General features: G+C 65.0%; 13 protein-coding genes and 1 pseudogene. 8 read left to right on the top strand and 6 right to left on the bottom strand.

The features are described from left to right. Nucleotides 1-4 precede the first annotated feature (4 nt). Nucleotides 5-1,369, bottom strand: a complete 1,365-nt coding sequence (locus DTX69_RS21070; RefSeq protein ID WP_119303531.1) for a nucleotide sugar dehydrogenase — start codon at nucleotides 1,367-1,369, stop codon at nucleotides 5-7. Nucleotides 1,370-1,529: 160 nt separating this feature from the next. Between DTX69_RS21070 and DTX69_RS21065 the strand changes: the two genes are divergently transcribed. Next, a complete protein-coding gene (locus DTX69_RS21065; protein WP_119303530.1) occupies nucleotides 1,530-2,174 on the top strand; it encodes a MarR family winged helix-turn-helix transcriptional regulator in 645 nt (214 codons plus the stop codon). A gap of 56 nt (nucleotides 2,175-2,230) precedes the next feature. Here DTX69_RS21065 and DTX69_RS21060 read toward each other — a convergent pair whose 3' ends face one another. Both DTX69_RS21060 and DTX69_RS21055 read right to left on the bottom strand, forming a co-directional pair. Then, nucleotides 2,231-3,661 (bottom strand): aminotransferase, encoded by a 1,431-nt coding sequence (locus tag DTX69_RS21060; protein WP_119303601.1) that lies wholly within the window; start codon nucleotides 3,659-3,661, stop codon nucleotides 2,231-2,233. Between the two features lie 72 nt (nucleotides 3,662-3,733). Continuing rightward, nucleotides 3,734-4,567: a helix-turn-helix transcriptional regulator gene (locus DTX69_RS21055; protein WP_162917415.1), complete on the bottom strand. Its 834-nt coding sequence runs from the start codon at nucleotides 4,565-4,567 to the stop codon at nucleotides 3,734-3,736. 261 nt (nucleotides 4,568-4,828) lie between these two features. Here DTX69_RS21055 and DTX69_RS21050 point away from each other — a divergent pair, with 261 nt between their 5' ends. Then, entirely contained in the window at nucleotides 4,829-6,256 is a 1,428-nt protein-coding gene (locus DTX69_RS21050) for a homospermidine synthase (protein ID WP_119303529.1), read from the top strand. Between the two features lie 148 nt (nucleotides 6,257-6,404). Here the strand turns inward: DTX69_RS21050 and DTX69_RS21045 are convergent, their stop codons facing one another. Continuing rightward, nucleotides 6,405-7,580, bottom strand: coding sequence for a DUF2125 domain-containing protein (locus DTX69_RS21045; RefSeq protein WP_162917414.1), 1,176 nt, complete (start codon nucleotides 7,578-7,580; stop codon nucleotides 6,405-6,407). Between DTX69_RS21045 and DTX69_RS21040 the strand changes: the two genes are divergently transcribed. From DTX69_RS21040 to DTX69_RS21030, 3 genes are all read left to right on the top strand, one after another. Further along, entirely contained in the window at nucleotides 7,579-8,520 is a 942-nt protein-coding gene (locus tag DTX69_RS21040; RefSeq protein ID WP_119303527.1) for a DMT family transporter, read from the top strand. The two genes, DTX69_RS21045 and DTX69_RS21040, sit on opposite strands and share 2 nt — an antisense overlap. Next, nucleotides 8,517-9,101 carry a gamma-glutamylcyclotransferase gene (locus DTX69_RS21035; RefSeq protein ID WP_119303526.1) on the top strand — a complete coding sequence of 195 codons (585 nt, stop codon included), beginning with the start codon at nucleotides 8,517-8,519 and terminating at the stop codon, nucleotides 9,099-9,101. Before DTX69_RS21040 ends, DTX69_RS21035 begins: the two co-directional genes overlap by 4 nt. Before the next feature lie 196 nt (nucleotides 9,102-9,297). After that, nucleotides 9,298-10,578, top strand: coding sequence for an NAD(P)/FAD-dependent oxidoreductase (locus DTX69_RS21030; protein ID WP_119303525.1), 1,281 nt, complete (start codon nucleotides 9,298-9,300; stop codon nucleotides 10,576-10,578). A gap of 3 nt (nucleotides 10,579-10,581) precedes the next feature. On the opposite strand, the pseudogene DTX69_RS30800 reads toward DTX69_RS21030, so the two are convergent. Together DTX69_RS30800 and DTX69_RS21010 are read right to left on the bottom strand one after the other, a co-directional pair. Beyond that, nucleotides 10,582-11,205, bottom strand: a pseudogene (locus tag DTX69_RS30800) (DUF2167 domain-containing protein). A 311-nt stretch (nucleotides 11,206-11,516) separates the two neighbouring features. Continuing rightward, nucleotides 11,517-11,789, bottom strand: coding sequence for a TfoX/Sxy family protein (locus DTX69_RS21010; RefSeq protein WP_119303599.1), 273 nt, complete (start codon nucleotides 11,787-11,789; stop codon nucleotides 11,517-11,519). 30 nt (nucleotides 11,790-11,819) lie between these two features. On the opposite strand from DTX69_RS21010, the gene DTX69_RS21005 reads away from it, so the two are divergent. The 3 genes from DTX69_RS21005 (at nucleotide 11,820) to DTX69_RS20995 (ending at nucleotide 13,863) form a co-directional block, all read left to right on the top strand. Further along, nucleotides 11,820-12,770 (top strand): ketopantoate reductase family protein, encoded by a 951-nt coding sequence (locus DTX69_RS21005; protein ID WP_119303521.1) that lies wholly within the window; start codon nucleotides 11,820-11,822, stop codon nucleotides 12,768-12,770. A 104-nt stretch (nucleotides 12,771-12,874) separates the two neighbouring features. After that, nucleotides 12,875-13,660, top strand: coding sequence for a molybdopterin-dependent oxidoreductase (locus DTX69_RS21000; RefSeq protein ID WP_162917412.1), 786 nt, complete (start codon nucleotides 12,875-12,877; stop codon nucleotides 13,658-13,660). Beyond that, nucleotides 13,564-13,863 (top strand): molybdopterin-binding protein, encoded by a 300-nt coding sequence (locus tag DTX69_RS20995; RefSeq protein WP_162917411.1) that lies wholly within the window; start codon nucleotides 13,564-13,566, stop codon nucleotides 13,861-13,863. Before DTX69_RS21000 ends, DTX69_RS20995 begins: the two co-directional genes overlap by 97 nt. Nucleotides 13,864-13,866 lie beyond the last annotated feature (3 nt).

The raw sequence follows: 13,866 nt of genomic DNA, 5'->3' as shown, positions 1-13,866 counted from the left end.
AAGGTCAGGCCTTGCGAATATGGGTGCCGGCGAGGCCGGCGCGATTCATGGCATTCCGCGTATCCAGCACGAGCCGTCCATGCTTCGCAACCATCGAATAGTCGACATCGTCGTGATCGGTGACGATGAGCACCGCATCGACGGTCGACAGTGACTTTGCTGTGAGCGGAACCGACTTGCGCCCCGTCAGAGCCCCATGCTCGCGGCTCGGCTTCACCGCCGGGATGAAGGGATCGTGGTAGGAGACCTTGGCGCCGGCCTTTTCCAGCAGCTCGATCAGGATCAAGGCCGGGCTTTCGCGCATGTCGTCGACGTTCTTCTTGTAGGCGAGGCCGAGCATCAGGATGTTGGCACCCTTCAGCGCCTTGGAGCGCTGCTGGCTCAGCTCCTCCGCAAGGCGCGCGACGACGTAGCGCGGCATCGCGGTGTTGATCTCGCCCGCCAGCTCGATGAAGCGGGTGTTGATGCCGAACTCGCGCGCTTTCCAGGTAAGATAGAAGGGGTCGATCGGGATGCAGTGACCACCAAGACCCGGGCCGGGATAGAACGGCATGAAGCCGAAGGGCTTGGTCTTGGCTGCGTCGATCACTTCCCACACGTCGACGCCCATCGCGGCGCAGATCACCTTGAGCTCGTTCACCAGCGCAATATTGACGGCACGGAAGATGTTCTCGGTCAGCTTCACCGTCTCTGCCGTTTCCGGCGAGCTCACCGGCACGGTCTTCACCACCACCTGGTCATAGAGCGCGATGGCGAGATCGAGCGCCACCTTGCCGTCGCCGCCCACCACTTTCGGAATGTCGTTGGTGCCGAAATTGGCGTTGCCGGGATCCTCGCGCTCCGGCGAATAGGCGAGCCAGAAATCAGTGCCGGATTTGAGGCCGGTCGCTTCCAGGATGGGCTTCAGCTCTTCGCGCGTCGTGCCGGGATAGCTGCTCGACTCCAGCACCACCAGCTGGCCCTTGCGCAGCTTGGGCGCGATCTCCTGCCCGGTCTTGACGATGAATTGAAGGTCAGGCTCGCGATACTTGGTGAGCGGCGTCGGCACGCAGATGATGATAACGTCCATCTGCCTCAGCCCATTGAAGTCATCCGTGGCCTCGAACGTGCCGGCCTTGCGGATCGCGGCGATGCGCTTGTTCGGAATGTGCTTGATGTAGGAGCGGCCGGAATTGAGCGCGGTCACCTTGGGCGTGTCGATGTCGAAGCCGGTGGTCGGAAAGCCCTTCTCCGCCAACAGGCACCCCAGGGGCAGGCCGACGTAACCCAGGCCTATGACCCCGACCCGCGCCTTGTGGGCCAGGATCGCCTGGCGCAGTGCAGACCAGTCAGTCTCATGCCATTTCATGCGGCTTTTAGAAGTTTTCATTGCTTTTCTTGCCTAAGATGCCCCTTCCGGTGTGCAAACGCGTATGGTTCACCCTTTTTGCAAACTAAAGGTTCGGATACAAACATGAACGCTTATTCATGTCGCGGTGAACTTTGTCAGTAGAACGAACCACCGAGCTTGGGGACGGGACGAGTCACAGATGGCGGACGAGGTTTCGAACAAACTGCTGAGCGGGCTCAACCGCATCGGCCTGGCGATGCGCAGCGCCGCATGGGGAGATGCCACTGAATCCGGCCTGACGCCCACGCAAAGCCAGATCCTGGCCTTCATTGCGGCGCGGTCGGCGCAGAACCCCCGATCAGGCGACGCGGCCGACGCGTTGGGCATCACTCCGCAGACCGCGAGCGTAGCAATCGCGGCCCTGGTCGCCAAGGGTCTGGTCGCCAAAGTGCCCGACTCCAGCGACCGACGTGCCTCATCGCTGAAACTGACGCGTCAGGGCGAGGTCGCGGCGCGCGTCGCGGCGCAATGGCCCGACTTTCTGATCGCGGCCATGCAGGAGCTCGACGAAGCCGAGCGCGCGCTGTTCCTGCGCATCCTGATCAAAGTGATCCGCCGGCTGCAGATCGACGGCCAAATCGTGCCGCAGCGCCTGTGCGTGACCTGCGTGCACTTCCAGCCCGATGCGCATCCGCACAACCCGGCCGGGCGGCACCATTGCAGGTTCGTCGATGCGCCGCTCGGCGAGGCCGACCTCAGGCTGGACTGCGGGGACCACCGCGCCGCGACGCCGGATGCGGTGAACGCCGCCTGGGCCAGCTTCCTGCGCACAGGAACACGCTAGAATCGTCGCATTTTCTGCGCCGAACCGGCTTCCAGTCCGGCGGAAAAAGCTCCGGGCTAATCGATCTTTACGCCTTCGCGCACCAGGTCATCGGCAGCGGCCTTGATGCCAGCAGAGAGGCCGGCGATCAGCTCGTCGACTTCGGCCTCGGTCAGCACCAAGGGCGGCGACATGATGTTGAGGTGCGCGAGCGGCCGGATGATCAAACCGCGCGCCTCGCAATGGTTGGAGATGCGCTTGCCGACGTTGGCGCCGTCGGGCAGAAGCGCGCGCGTCTGCTTGTTGGCGACGTATTCCGTGCACATCATGAAATGGCTCCCGCGCACGTCGCCGACCAGCGGCAAGTCGCGCAAGCCGTTGAGGCGCTGCTCGAGGTAGGGCCCGACCTTGCGCACATGACCGCAGATATCGCGCTTCTCCATGATCTCGATGGTCTTCAGGCCCGCGGCGCAGGCGACCGGATGGCCCGAATAGGTGAAGCCGTGGGTGAACCAGGCATCGGGATCGGGCGATGAGATCACGTCATAGATGCGATCGCTGAAAATGACCGCGCCCAGCGGCACGTAGCCGGATGAGATGCCCTTGGCCGAGACGATGATGTCGGGCTCGATGCCGAACACGTCCTTCGACGCGAACCAATGACCCAATCGGCCGAACGCCGTGACCACTTCGTCCGACACGTAGAGCACGTCGTATTTCCGGCAGATCTCCCAGGTGCGCTGGTGATAGCCGGGCGGCGGCACGATCACCCCGCCCGCACCCAGGATCGGCTCAGCGAAGAAGGCCGCGACCTTGTCGGGGCCGAGCTCAAGGATCTTCTGCTCCAGTTCGTCCACCAGATGATCGCAGAATTCCGCGACGCTCATCCCCTCCGGCCGGCGATAGACATAGGGGCAGGAGACGTGATGGATGAAATCCGTCGCGTACTGGAAGTGCGGGGAGCGGTCGCTCTCGCGCCCCGTCAGCGACATGGCGAGATAGGTGCTGCCGTGATACGAGCCGATGCGCGAGATGAGGTGCCGCTTCTCCGGCTTGCCGCGCCGCGCGTTGTAATAGTGGATGAGGCGCACCGCCGTGTCGTTCGCCGCCGAGCCGGAGCAGGTGTAGAACACGCGGTTGAGATCGCCGGGCGCCAGCTGAGCCAGCTTCGTCGCCAGCTCCACCGCAGGCGGGTTTGTGGTGTCGACAAAGGCAGAATAGAAGCAGAGACGCCGGATCTGATCGGCAACCGCCTCAGCCATCTCTTCCTCGCCGAAGCCGATGGACATGCACCACAGCCCGCCGATGCCGTCGAGATAGCACTTGCCGCGCGAGTCGGTGATGGTGGCGCCCTTGGCGCCGGTGATCACCAGCGAGCCGTCTTTCTTGAAGCTGTCGAAATGCGTGAAGGGATGGACGAAATGGCGCTGGTCATCGCGCCAGATGCGGTCCGTGTCGTAGTTGGATGCAGGCGCCACGCCTGCGCCGAATAAGGGTTCTTCGCGCATAACGATGCTCCATTCCATCACGTCAGATGGAGTGTGCCGGGCGGCGCCGTTCAGCGAAATAGCCTAGATGGGTCAGCGCAGCCGCGTCAGCGGGTCGCCTTCGAAGCCTGGTTCGACCTGCTCCAGAGCCTTGAAGAACAGGGCGAACAATTCCGCCTGGGAGGCGACCCCGAGCTTTGGATAGATGCGCTTCAGATGGTTACGCGCAGTCTCCGGCGAGATGGTGAGCACCCGCGCGATCGCCTTGGCCGAATTGCCGCGCAGCAGAAGCTGCACGACTTCGCGTTCGCGATCCGTCAAAGTCGATGCGCCGAAATGCCGATAGGCCTGGCGTAAGCTTTCATGCAGACCGGACCGATCGTTGGGTGCGGGGTGCTGCGTTTCATGCATGCGCCGCACGGCCTCGCGCACCAGGGGTGCCGCCGCTTCCAGCCAGTCGTGGTCGCGCCGGTTGAAGCGCGGCCGGCCGCGCCGCCGTATGACGGAAAGGTGCGCTGAGGCATCGGTATCGAGGCTCGCCAGCAGGCCGAGTTCATCGCTGAAGTCCAGCAGATGATAATAGCTGGCGAAGTATTCGCTGCGCAGGAAGCCCTCGGGCGCCAGCTCCGCCAGGCGATAGCAGCCATCGGCCTTGCCGGCGAGAAAGCTGTTGTAGAACGGGTCGAGTAGATAGGGCCCGTCATGGTACTTCAGCTCCGGCTCGCGCGGGTCGTTGTAGTAGGGCACGGAAGGCGGCGCGTCGCGATGGAGCGCGGCCAGGAAGAGGCCGTCGAAATCCAGGACGATTTTCAGCGCGTCTGTCAGGGCATCGGCGATCGCCGCCGGTTCCGTGGCCTGGATGACGCGCATGCAGCCCTTGTTCCAGGCGGCGAATTTCGGCGCGGTGAGATGAAGGTGCTGAGCCATACCCATGTCCCCGCGCCAACATAGAGCGTGGCGTCGGTCCGCGTCCTCAAAATTTCGCTTGATTGAGGGGTCCGATTCCCGTAACTGCGGCGGCTGGCGCGCCGGCATAACGACCCGCGGAACGTTCCTGACGGCGCGCCAGTTTTCTTGAGCGACAACCCGCCAGACCGCGCTGGCCGCATTAGTCGCCCCCCAGTGCGATCGCCGGCCGGGTTTGACCCTCGCCATTATCGCAGCAAGGTGCAGGTCCGGAGGTGACGCATGATCGACAAGTTCCCCTATAGCGGCAACATCCTGATGATCGGCTACGGCTCCGTCGGCCGCTGCACGATGCCGCTGATCGAGAAGCATTTCGACATGCCGCTGTCGCGCGTGACCGTGATCGACGGCCACGACCACCACATCGACGCCCGCCGCTTTATCGACAAGGGGATGAACTACCTGGTCCAGCCGATCGTGCCGTCGAACATGGATTCGACGCTCGGCAAATACTGCAAGAAGGGCGACCTCATCCTCAACCTGTCGGTCGAGGTGGATTCGCTTGAGGTCATCAAGTGGTGCCAGCGGCATGGCGTGCTCTATCTCGACACCTGCGTGGAGCCGTGGGCCAACTACTACGACAACTCCGAGATCCCGGAAGAAGAGCGCACCAACTACTACCTGCGGCATCGCGCGCTGGAAGCCGCCAAGAGTTTCGCAAAGGGCGGGCCGTCCGCCCTGCTGACGCACGGCGCAAATCCGGGCCTCATCACGCACTTCATCAAGCAGGCGGTGCTCGACGTCGCGAAGTTAAGCGGCCTTGACGCGACCAAGCCCACCAGCCGCGACGGGTGGGCGAAGCTGATGCAGAAGACCGGCACCAAGGTCATCCATGTCGCCGAGCATGACCTGCAGGTGACGAACGTGCCGAAGCGGCCGGGCGAGTTCTGCAACACCTGGTCGATCCCCGGCTTTGTCGGCGAAGGCTCGCAGCCGGCGGAGCTCGGCTGGGGCACGCATGAAAAGCGTCTGCCTGAGAACGCCGCGCAGCACAAGGTCGGCTGCAAGGCGGCGATCTATCTGCGCCAGCCGGGCTGCGTCACCGAAGTGCGCTCCTGGACGCCGATCGGCGGGCCGATGATCGGCTTCCTCATCACCCATGGCGAATCCGTCACGACCGCGGATTACTTCACGGTGTTCGACGGCAGCGGCAAGGCAGTGTTCCGCCCCACCGTGCACTACGCCTACCACCCGTGCGACGATGCGGTGCTGTCGGTGCGCGAATACCAGATGAAGAACTTCGAGATGCAGGCCAAGGCGCGGCTGCTGAACGAGGAGATCGTCGAGGGCATCGACGAACTAGGCGCGCTGCTGATGGGCGATTTCGGCGCCTACTGGTACGGCTCGCAGCTCTCCATCAACGAAGCGCGGCAGCTGCTCGGGCCTGACTACAACGCGACCTCGATCCAGATCGCGGCGCCGGTGCTGGCAGGCGCGATCTGGCTGATCGAGCATCCCGATCGCGGCCTGGTGGAGCCGGAAGACCTCGACCACGATTTCGTGCTCGATGTGTGCCGGCCATACCTGGGCCCGGTGGTCGGCGTGCGCTCCGACTGGACACCGCTCAAGGACCGCAACGTGCTGTTCCCGGAACCGAACATCGACACCAGCGACCCCTGGCAGTTCGAGAACTTCCGGGTGCGCAGGTAAGGCGCACGACCACACCGCTTCTCAAACTGTCATCCCGGCCGAACGAAGTGAGAGCCGGGACCCCTTCGATCGTTCCGCGTCGCTGAATCGCGGCATGGGTCCCAGGTCACGCCGCTTCGCGGCTGCCCGGGATGGCAGTTATTTAGGGCTACGGCAACTCGATGCGTTCGAGGGCGAACAGCGGGACGGGGCCGAAGCTGATGACGCGGTTCTGCAGTGATAGTCCGATGGTCGCGTGCAGCTTGCCATCCTGCCCGGGCTTCTCGAGTGCCTTCACCGTGGTGCGCGCAACGAGCGCACGGTCGGCGGGGATGATGCCGTCGCGGATCAGTATCTCGACTGCTTCGCTGAGGCCTGTGGTGGTGACGGTGCCGGCGCCCTGCGGCTGCAGGTCCTGATCGAGCGCCAGCGTCGCATTGCCGCTCAAGCCGAGCGGCCCTTGCTCGAAGGCGAAGCTGCTCAGCTCCATCACGCCGCCGGCATCGCGCCAGGCGGCCAGCGCCTCCTTCAGCGGTGCCAAGGGCATCGGGCCTTTGACCGTCGCGTCCAGAGACAGAGTCTCGATTGCGTCCTGCGTCAGCAGGCGCGTGCCGGGCGGCAATGCGATGCCGCGCGCGTCCAGCGTGACACGCCCCAGCGGCATCCTGTAGTCCGTCGGCGGCGTCTCCGGCTGATCCAGCATGATGGTCGCAGCCGCGCTTGACAGCACCACGCCATCTGGCCGTGTGAGGTCGGGCTGCTGCAGCGCTAGGGTGAAGCCGCGCAACGCGCCGCTGCCATGCAGTGTGATGGTGCCGGCCAGGGCGGTGCTTGCGATGCGCCAGTCCGCGGCATCATCGGCCAGGTGGAGGGCCGCGTCATGCTGTCCGCCCGACTTCACGTCGATCCGGCGCAGGTTCCAGGGCGCCATCGAGGCGTCGAGGTTGGCGCCCTTCCAGGCGCCATCACCGCGCGGCCAGTGCCAGCGGAGCGCCGGCTGACGGAAGGTGGCCGCGAAGCGGAAGGGAAAGCCGCCGATGCCGTCCCATTCGAACGTGACCTCATTGCCGAGCGCGCGCTGCTGCTCCGCCCAGGCCTCCACACCCGCTTCCAATTGTTGGGCGACAATGCGCCAGTAGGCATAGTAGCCGCCGCCCAGGACCACGAGCAGAACCAGCGTGCCGATCAGCAGGAACGCTAGCCCGCGTTTGGATCGGGGCCGCGGCCCCAGCTGATCGCTGGCCTGGTGATTGTGCATGCGGGCTGCCGTTGTTATGGTGCGGCGCTTTGCATCGGCCATACGCCTGCCCAAGTCCAGCAGAATTTCCCTCGCGAACCAAGCCATGAGCGCCGATTCCGCACGCCAGCCCAGCGAGACGACGGGGGCCGCCACGACAGCGCCGGAGACGCCGTTCACCAGCGCGCTGGCACGGGTGGCGCCGGGCATCTTCGTGCTGCTCTGGGCGACCGGATTCCTGATCGCCAAGTTGGGCGTGCCGTATGCCCAGCCGATGACCATCCTCGCCATGCGCTTCGTGCTGGCGGCGATCATGATGGCGAGCGTGGCGATGTTGATGCGCGCACCGTGGCCGCGCTCCTGGAAGCGGATCAGCCACATCGCGGTGATCGGGATCCTGCTGCACGCGGTCTATCTGGGCGGCTGCTATCTCGCGATTTATGGCGGCATGCCGGCCGGCATGGCGGCACTGATCGTCGGCTTCCAACCGATCCTGACCGCGACTTTGGCCGGGCCGGTGCTGGGCGAACGCACGAGGTCCCTGCAATGGATCGGAATCGTCGTCGGCTTCGTCGGGCTGATGATGGTGCTGTGGGAGCGGATGGTGATCGACCTGAGCCATCCGGCAGCCTTGCTGTTCGCGGTCCTGTCGCTGCTCGGCATCACGTCGGCCACGATCTATCAGAAGCGGTTCTGCCCCAGCTTCGACCTGCGCAGCGGCAGTGCCATCCAATACATCGCTGCATCCTTGGTAACCGTGCCAGTCAGTCTACTGTTCGGCATCGGCGACATCGACTGGGCGCCGACTTTCATCTTCGCCCTCGCCTGGCTGGTGATCGTGCTGAGCGGCGTCTCGATCGCACTGCTCACCTGGATGATCTCGCGCGGGGCCGCCTCCAAGGTCGCCAGCCTGTTCTATCTGACCCCGCCGATCGCGGCCATCGGCAGCTATTTCTGGTTCGGCGAGACCTTGTCGGCGCTGGCGCTCGCGGGCATGGCGGTGATCGTGTTCGGCCTCTATCTGCTCAACCGGACCAGGCCCGTATGAGCGTGACCGATGCAGAGAAGCTCCTGATCGAAAGCCGGCGCCACACGCCGGAGCCGGGCAAGGATTTCTATGTCTTCGCCTATGGCTCGCTGATGTGGCGGCCGGATTTCCCGTTCGTGGAGATCATGCCGGCGACGCTCTACGGCTATCATCGCGCATTCTGCATCACCTCCACGCACTACCGCGGAACCACGGAAAAGCCCGGGTTGGTGCTCGGCCTCGATCGCGGCGGCATGTGCATCGGTCGGCTTTATCGCATTGGGCCGACCGACGCGGCGGATGTCGCGGAATATCTGCACCAGCGCGAACTGATCACCGGTTGCTATGTGCCGAAGCGTGTCGCGCTGCGCCTTGCGCGCGGCAAACATGTCGAGGGCCTCACCTATGTCGCCGACCGCACGCACTACCAATATGCCGGCAAGCTCGATGAGCGGAGGATCGCCGAGATCGTCCGCCACGCGACCGGCGTGATGGGCAGCAACCGCGACTACCTGCTCAGCACGGTGCAGCATCTCGAAGAGATGGGCATCGGCGACACCAGCCTGCACCGCATCCTGAAGCTGGTGGAACGAGGGGAGTAAAGGCACGGCCTATCCTCCGCCGTCATGGTCGGACTTGGTCCGACCATCCACGAGTTTCGTCATCCAAGAGCGCGCGGTAGCAGGCAAAGTCGTGGAAGGACGTGCCAAGCACGACCATGACGAAAGGCGAGTGCAGACTGCATGGCGTGCAGAGGCTTGGCAAGGTTCGCGCCGGTCGCCTATCCTGCCCTGCATCATGGATACGCTCGAGCATCCTCAATCGTACTATGTCGCGACGGCGCGGCCGTTTCCGCATCTGCCCGAATTGCGGGGCGAGGCGATGGCAGACGTCGCCGTGATCGGCGGTGGCTATACCGGCCTCTCCGCCGCGCTCAATCTGGCGGAACGCGGCTACAACGTCGTGCTGATCGAGCAGGCACGCATCGGCTGGGGTGCATCGGGACGCAATGGCGGGCAGATCAACACCGGCTTGCGCAAGGGGCCGATCGAGCTGATGGCGCGCTACGGCCGCGACCGCGCCAAGGCCATGTTCAGCCTGGCCGAGGAGGGTCGCAGCATCATCCGCGAGCGGGTGGCGCGGCATCGCATCCGCTGCGATCTCAAGGCCAACACCTTGCTGGTCGCCCACCGACCGAAGGAAGAAGGTTGGATGCGCGCCGAGGTCGAGACCTTGCGGCGCGAGTTCGGCTACACCAAGGCGCGCTTCGTCCCGCGCGAGGAGCTGGATGAGTATATCGGTAGTGACGCCTTCCATGCCGGCATCGCGGATTGGGGCGGCGGGCACCTGCATCCTCTGAACTACGCACTCGGGCTGGCGCAGGCCGCGATCGATGCGGGCGCGCAGCTCTACGAGCGCACGCGCGCCGTCGCGCTCAACGAGGCACAGGGCGGCGTCGTCGTCTCCACCGGCAACGGGCAGATCAAGGCGGCCTATGCCGTCATCGCGTGCGATGCCTATCTCGGCGATCTGGAGCCGCGCATCGCCACGCGGATCATGCCGATCGCGAACTTTCTGATCGCGACCGAGCCGCTAAGCGAAGAGGAGGCGCGCGCGCTCATCCCCGGCGATTCCTGTGTGTGCGACAGCCGCTTCGTTGTCAATTACTTCCGGCTTTCCGGTGACCGGCGCATGATCTGGGGTGGCGGTGAAAAATACACGCCGACCCCGCCGCCCGACATCGCCGCGTTCGTGCGGCCGCACATGGCGCGGGTGTTCCCGCAGCTCGCCGACAAGAAGATCGAGTACGCCTGGTCGGGCATGGTCGGCATTACCATGAGCCGCCTGCCCAACCTCGGGCGCATCGGGAACATCTTCTATGCCCAGGGCTATTCCGGTCAGGGCGTCGCCATCACTGGCATTGCCGGCAAGCTGATCGCGGAGGCCCTGAGCGGGACGGCCGAACGGTTCGACGTGTTCGCCAACCTGCCCCACCGCCCCTTCCCCGGCGGCACGGCGCTGCGCCATCCGCTGATGACGCTGGCAATGCTGTGGTATGCGATGCGCGACCGGCTATGAGGCTCAAGCCTGGCCGCGGCCGAACAGGCGCTTGCCGAATTTGAGGACCACGGCGCCGGCGACCAGCACGACGGGAATGATGATCTTCTTGCTCGCGATCAGGAAGGCGATCAGCCCCGCGATCAGGCCCTTGCCGAACTTGACGCCGAGGGCCGTCGCGAGCAGGCCGGCAACGCCATAGGCCGCGACCTTGTCGCCTTCCTTGAAGTCGGCGTAGCGATGACCTTCCTCGAAGGCGTGGCTGGCCAGCGCCTGGTTGAGCAGCACGGGCCGCCCGCTCGCGTTCTTGAACTGCTGGATCGGGCCAACCCAGGTGAACTCGGTATATCCGGCACGCCTGAGGCGCAGCGCCACGGCATTGGCCCAGCTGCCGTCCTCATCATGCAGTTCCAGCGCGTAGGTGACGGTCCTGGTAGCCGTGTCGTAATGGGGCGGCTCGAGCTAGCCGGTCACGTGCATCGGCTTGAAGCCATTGGCACTGCGTTCCTCGTTGGAGGCCTTCGTAGCGTCTCGGTATTGCTCTAGCAACGCGTCGACATCGACATCCGACCAGTCGGAATCGCTGACATAGCCTTCATCGCGCCACTCGTAATAGACGTCGCTGTCACTGAATTCGGTGCTCAGCACCGCCTCGGTCGCGGGAAACTCGGTGCCGCTCACCAGTCAGCTGTAGCGCTGGGCGTCCGCGCCCAGCAATACCAACTGGCCGGCGGAGAGTTGGATGACCGCGCGCGAATTGGTCAGACTGTAGGCGCCCTCTCCCCGCCACTGCAGAGCGTCGAAGGCGGCCTTCTCTAGGGACCTTGATCGCCCACCGACAAGGCCGGCGCCAGCATGATGACCAAGGCAAGACATAGTCCGGCAACGCGATGCATAGGCTCCCTCCCAACCACCGCCTGGAATCTTATAAAGCAAAGCTTGCAATTCTTGGAAGCGGGCTATCGCATTGCGCGTAGTTCGGTCTTTGCCGCTGCCTGGAGCCTCTCCTTCACGCCCGCTGGCAGGCGATTCCAGTGGCAATCGCGCAACGCGCCTTCGAGCGCGTAGAGCATGACCAGGGAGACTTCGCGGGGGAACGCGTGCTTCAGCCGGCGATAGACGGCGAGCGCGCCCAGCTTGCGCAGGGTGGCCGCATCCTCGATGCCCACTTCGCGCAATTGGCGGATGCTGGCGGGGCCGATATTCTTCAGGCGCTGCAGATCGTCGGTCATGGCCGACAACATATTCGAGCGGAGACAAGCGTGAAAGTCCTGGTCATCGGCGCCGGCGGAGTCGGCGGATATTTCGGCGGGCGGCTGATCCAGTCAGGCGCGGATGTGACCTTCCTGGTGCGCGAGCGGCGCGCCCGGCAGCTGGCCGAGCACGGACTTGTTATCAAGAGCCCGCTGGGCGATGCGGTGCTTCCTGTCCGCACGATCACGAGCGCGGGCCCGGGCCAGCCGTTCGACCTCATCCTCGTCACCTGCAAGTCGTACGACCTCGCGTCCTCGATCGGGGCCGCTGCACCGCATATGAAAGCCGGCGCCGGACTCGCAATGCCGCTGCTGAATGGCATGGCGCATATCGACGTGCTGCGCGAGCGCTTCGGGCAGGATCGCGTGCTGGGCGGACTATGCGGTATCTTCGCGACCCTCTCGCCCGAGGGCGCGGTGGTGCAGATGGAAGGTTTGCCGCCGCGCCTCTCCTTCGGCCGGTTCAAGGACCAGATCGACCGCAAGATGCTGGACGCGCCGGCGAGCGCGATCGAGCAGATGATGGAAAAGGCCAATTTCACCAGCAAGCGCATCGAGCCGATCGAGCAGGGATTGTGGGAGAAATGGGTGCTGCTGACGGTGATGGCGGCCGGCACCTGCCTAATGCGCGGCAGCGTCGGCTCGATCGTCGCGACCGAAGAGGGCAAGGCGGTCATGGAAGAGTTGCTGGCGGAGACCACGTCGGTCGCGCGTGCCGCCGGTTATCCGCCCAGCGACCAGCATCTGAATGCGGCGCGCGGGATGCTGACCGCGGCCGGCTCCAACGCCAGCGCTTCCATGCTGCGCGACATCCAGAAGGGCGGCGCGACGGAGGGCGATCACATCCTCGGCGACATGCTGCGCCGGGCGCGGCGCTTCGGGCTTTCAACACCCCTGCTCCGCATCGCCAATGTGCACCTGCAGACCTATGAGGCGGAGCGCAGGAAGGCCGGCAGCTGAGCGGATCAGTGCGAGTTCCATGACCAATTCATTGTGCGAGGATTGCGATGGCAACGTCCCAGCCTCCCCTACCGGCCGGTCACTCTGTCCCACCACGCCCGCCGATGGATCCACCCAGCGGCGTCCGGCGCATCAAGCTGCAGCCGCACGAAACCGGCGATCCCGTGACGCCGACCGAGGACCTGTTCGTCCTGGCGCATCTCGGCATTCCGCGGGTCGATCCTGCGCAATGGTCCCTGCTCATCGACGGCCTGCTGGGCCGCCCGATGACGCTCAGCCTGGATCAGCTCAAAGCGCGTCCCAAGGCGATCGTAGAGGGGGTGCATCAATGCTGCGGCAGCCCGATGGAGCCGACGGTGCCGACGCGGCGCGTCTCCAATGTGCGCTGGGGCGGCGCCGATCTCGCGGCGCTGCTGGATGAGTTCGGCGTCGATGCGCAGGCGCGGTATCTCTGGTCGTACGGCCTCGATGGCGGCGACTTCGCCGGGACGCCATGCGACTGGTATCTCAAGGACCTGCCCCTCGCGCGCCTGAAAGCGGGCGATGTCCTCATCGCCTACGAACTGAACGGCGCGCCGCTGCCGGCCGAGCACGGCTTTCCGGTGCGGCTGGTGGTGCCCGGCTATTACGGGACCAACAGCGTCAAATGGCTGTGGCGGCTGCACCTCGCCGACCGGCGCGCCGAGGGGCAGTTCGCTTCGGTACTCTACAACGACCCGCTCGACGCAAGGGAAATTGCCGCCGGCCAGCCGGAGCGGCGGCCGGTGTGGGCGGTGGCACCGAGTCGATCATCGTGGCGCCGGCGGCTGATGCGGCGGTCACGCGCGATGCGCCTGTCGAGATCTGGGGTTGGGCCTGGTCGTTCCGCGGAATCACGCGGGTCGAGGTGAGCGTTGATGGCGGCGAGAGCTTTGCGTCCGCGACACTCGAATCACGCCGCGGCTGGGCATGGCAGCGCTTCTCGCTGGCGTGGACTCCGAACGAGCCAGGTGAAACTGTATTGAGCGCGCGTGCCTCCGAAGCCGGCGGAACCGGCCAGCCGCTCGACGGCGCGCGCAACGCGGTTCACACGGTGCGCGTGGCCGTTCGCTGAGCG

It is taken from the genome of Dongia deserti (genome assembly GCF_003574735.1).
Taxonomy (GTDB): domain Bacteria; phylum Pseudomonadota; class Alphaproteobacteria; order Dongiales; family Dongiaceae; genus Dongia_A; species Dongia_A deserti.
Note: the sequence above shows the minus strand (reverse complement) of the source record. Positions and strands in the feature narration are given on the sequence as shown.

Excerpts from the sequence above, each read along its gene's own strand:
- DTX69_RS21070 (WP_119303531.1), bottom strand. The coding sequence starts at position 1,369 with ATGAAAACTTCTAAAAGCCGCATGAAATGGCATGAGACTGACTGGTCT.
- DTX69_RS21065 (WP_119303530.1), top strand. The coding sequence starts at position 1,530 with ATGGCGGACGAGGTTTCGAACAAACTGCTGAGCGGGCTCAACCGCATC.
- DTX69_RS21060 (WP_119303601.1), bottom strand. The coding sequence starts at position 3,661 with ATGCGCGAAGAACCCTTATTCGGCGCAGGCGTGGCGCCTGCATCCAAC.
- DTX69_RS21055 (WP_162917415.1), bottom strand. The coding sequence starts at position 4,567 with ATGGCTCAGCACCTTCATCTCACCGCGCCGAAATTCGCCGCCTGGAAC.
- DTX69_RS21050 (WP_119303529.1), top strand. The coding sequence starts at position 4,829 with ATGATCGACAAGTTCCCCTATAGCGGCAACATCCTGATGATCGGCTAC.
- DTX69_RS21040 (WP_119303527.1), top strand. The coding sequence starts at position 7,579 with ATGAGCGCCGATTCCGCACGCCAGCCCAGCGAGACGACGGGGGCCGCC.
- DTX69_RS21045 (WP_162917414.1), bottom strand. The coding sequence starts at position 7,580 with ATGGCTTGGTTCGCGAGGGAAATTCTGCTGGACTTGGGCAGGCGTATG.
- DTX69_RS21035 (WP_119303526.1), top strand. The coding sequence starts at position 8,517 with ATGAGCGTGACCGATGCAGAGAAGCTCCTGATCGAAAGCCGGCGCCAC.
- DTX69_RS21030 (WP_119303525.1), top strand. The coding sequence starts at position 9,298 with ATGGATACGCTCGAGCATCCTCAATCGTACTATGTCGCGACGGCGCGG.
- DTX69_RS21010 (WP_119303599.1), bottom strand. The coding sequence starts at position 11,789 with ATGACCGACGATCTGCAGCGCCTGAAGAATATCGGCCCCGCCAGCATC.
- DTX69_RS21000 (WP_162917412.1), top strand. The coding sequence starts at position 12,875 with ATGGATCCACCCAGCGGCGTCCGGCGCATCAAGCTGCAGCCGCACGAA.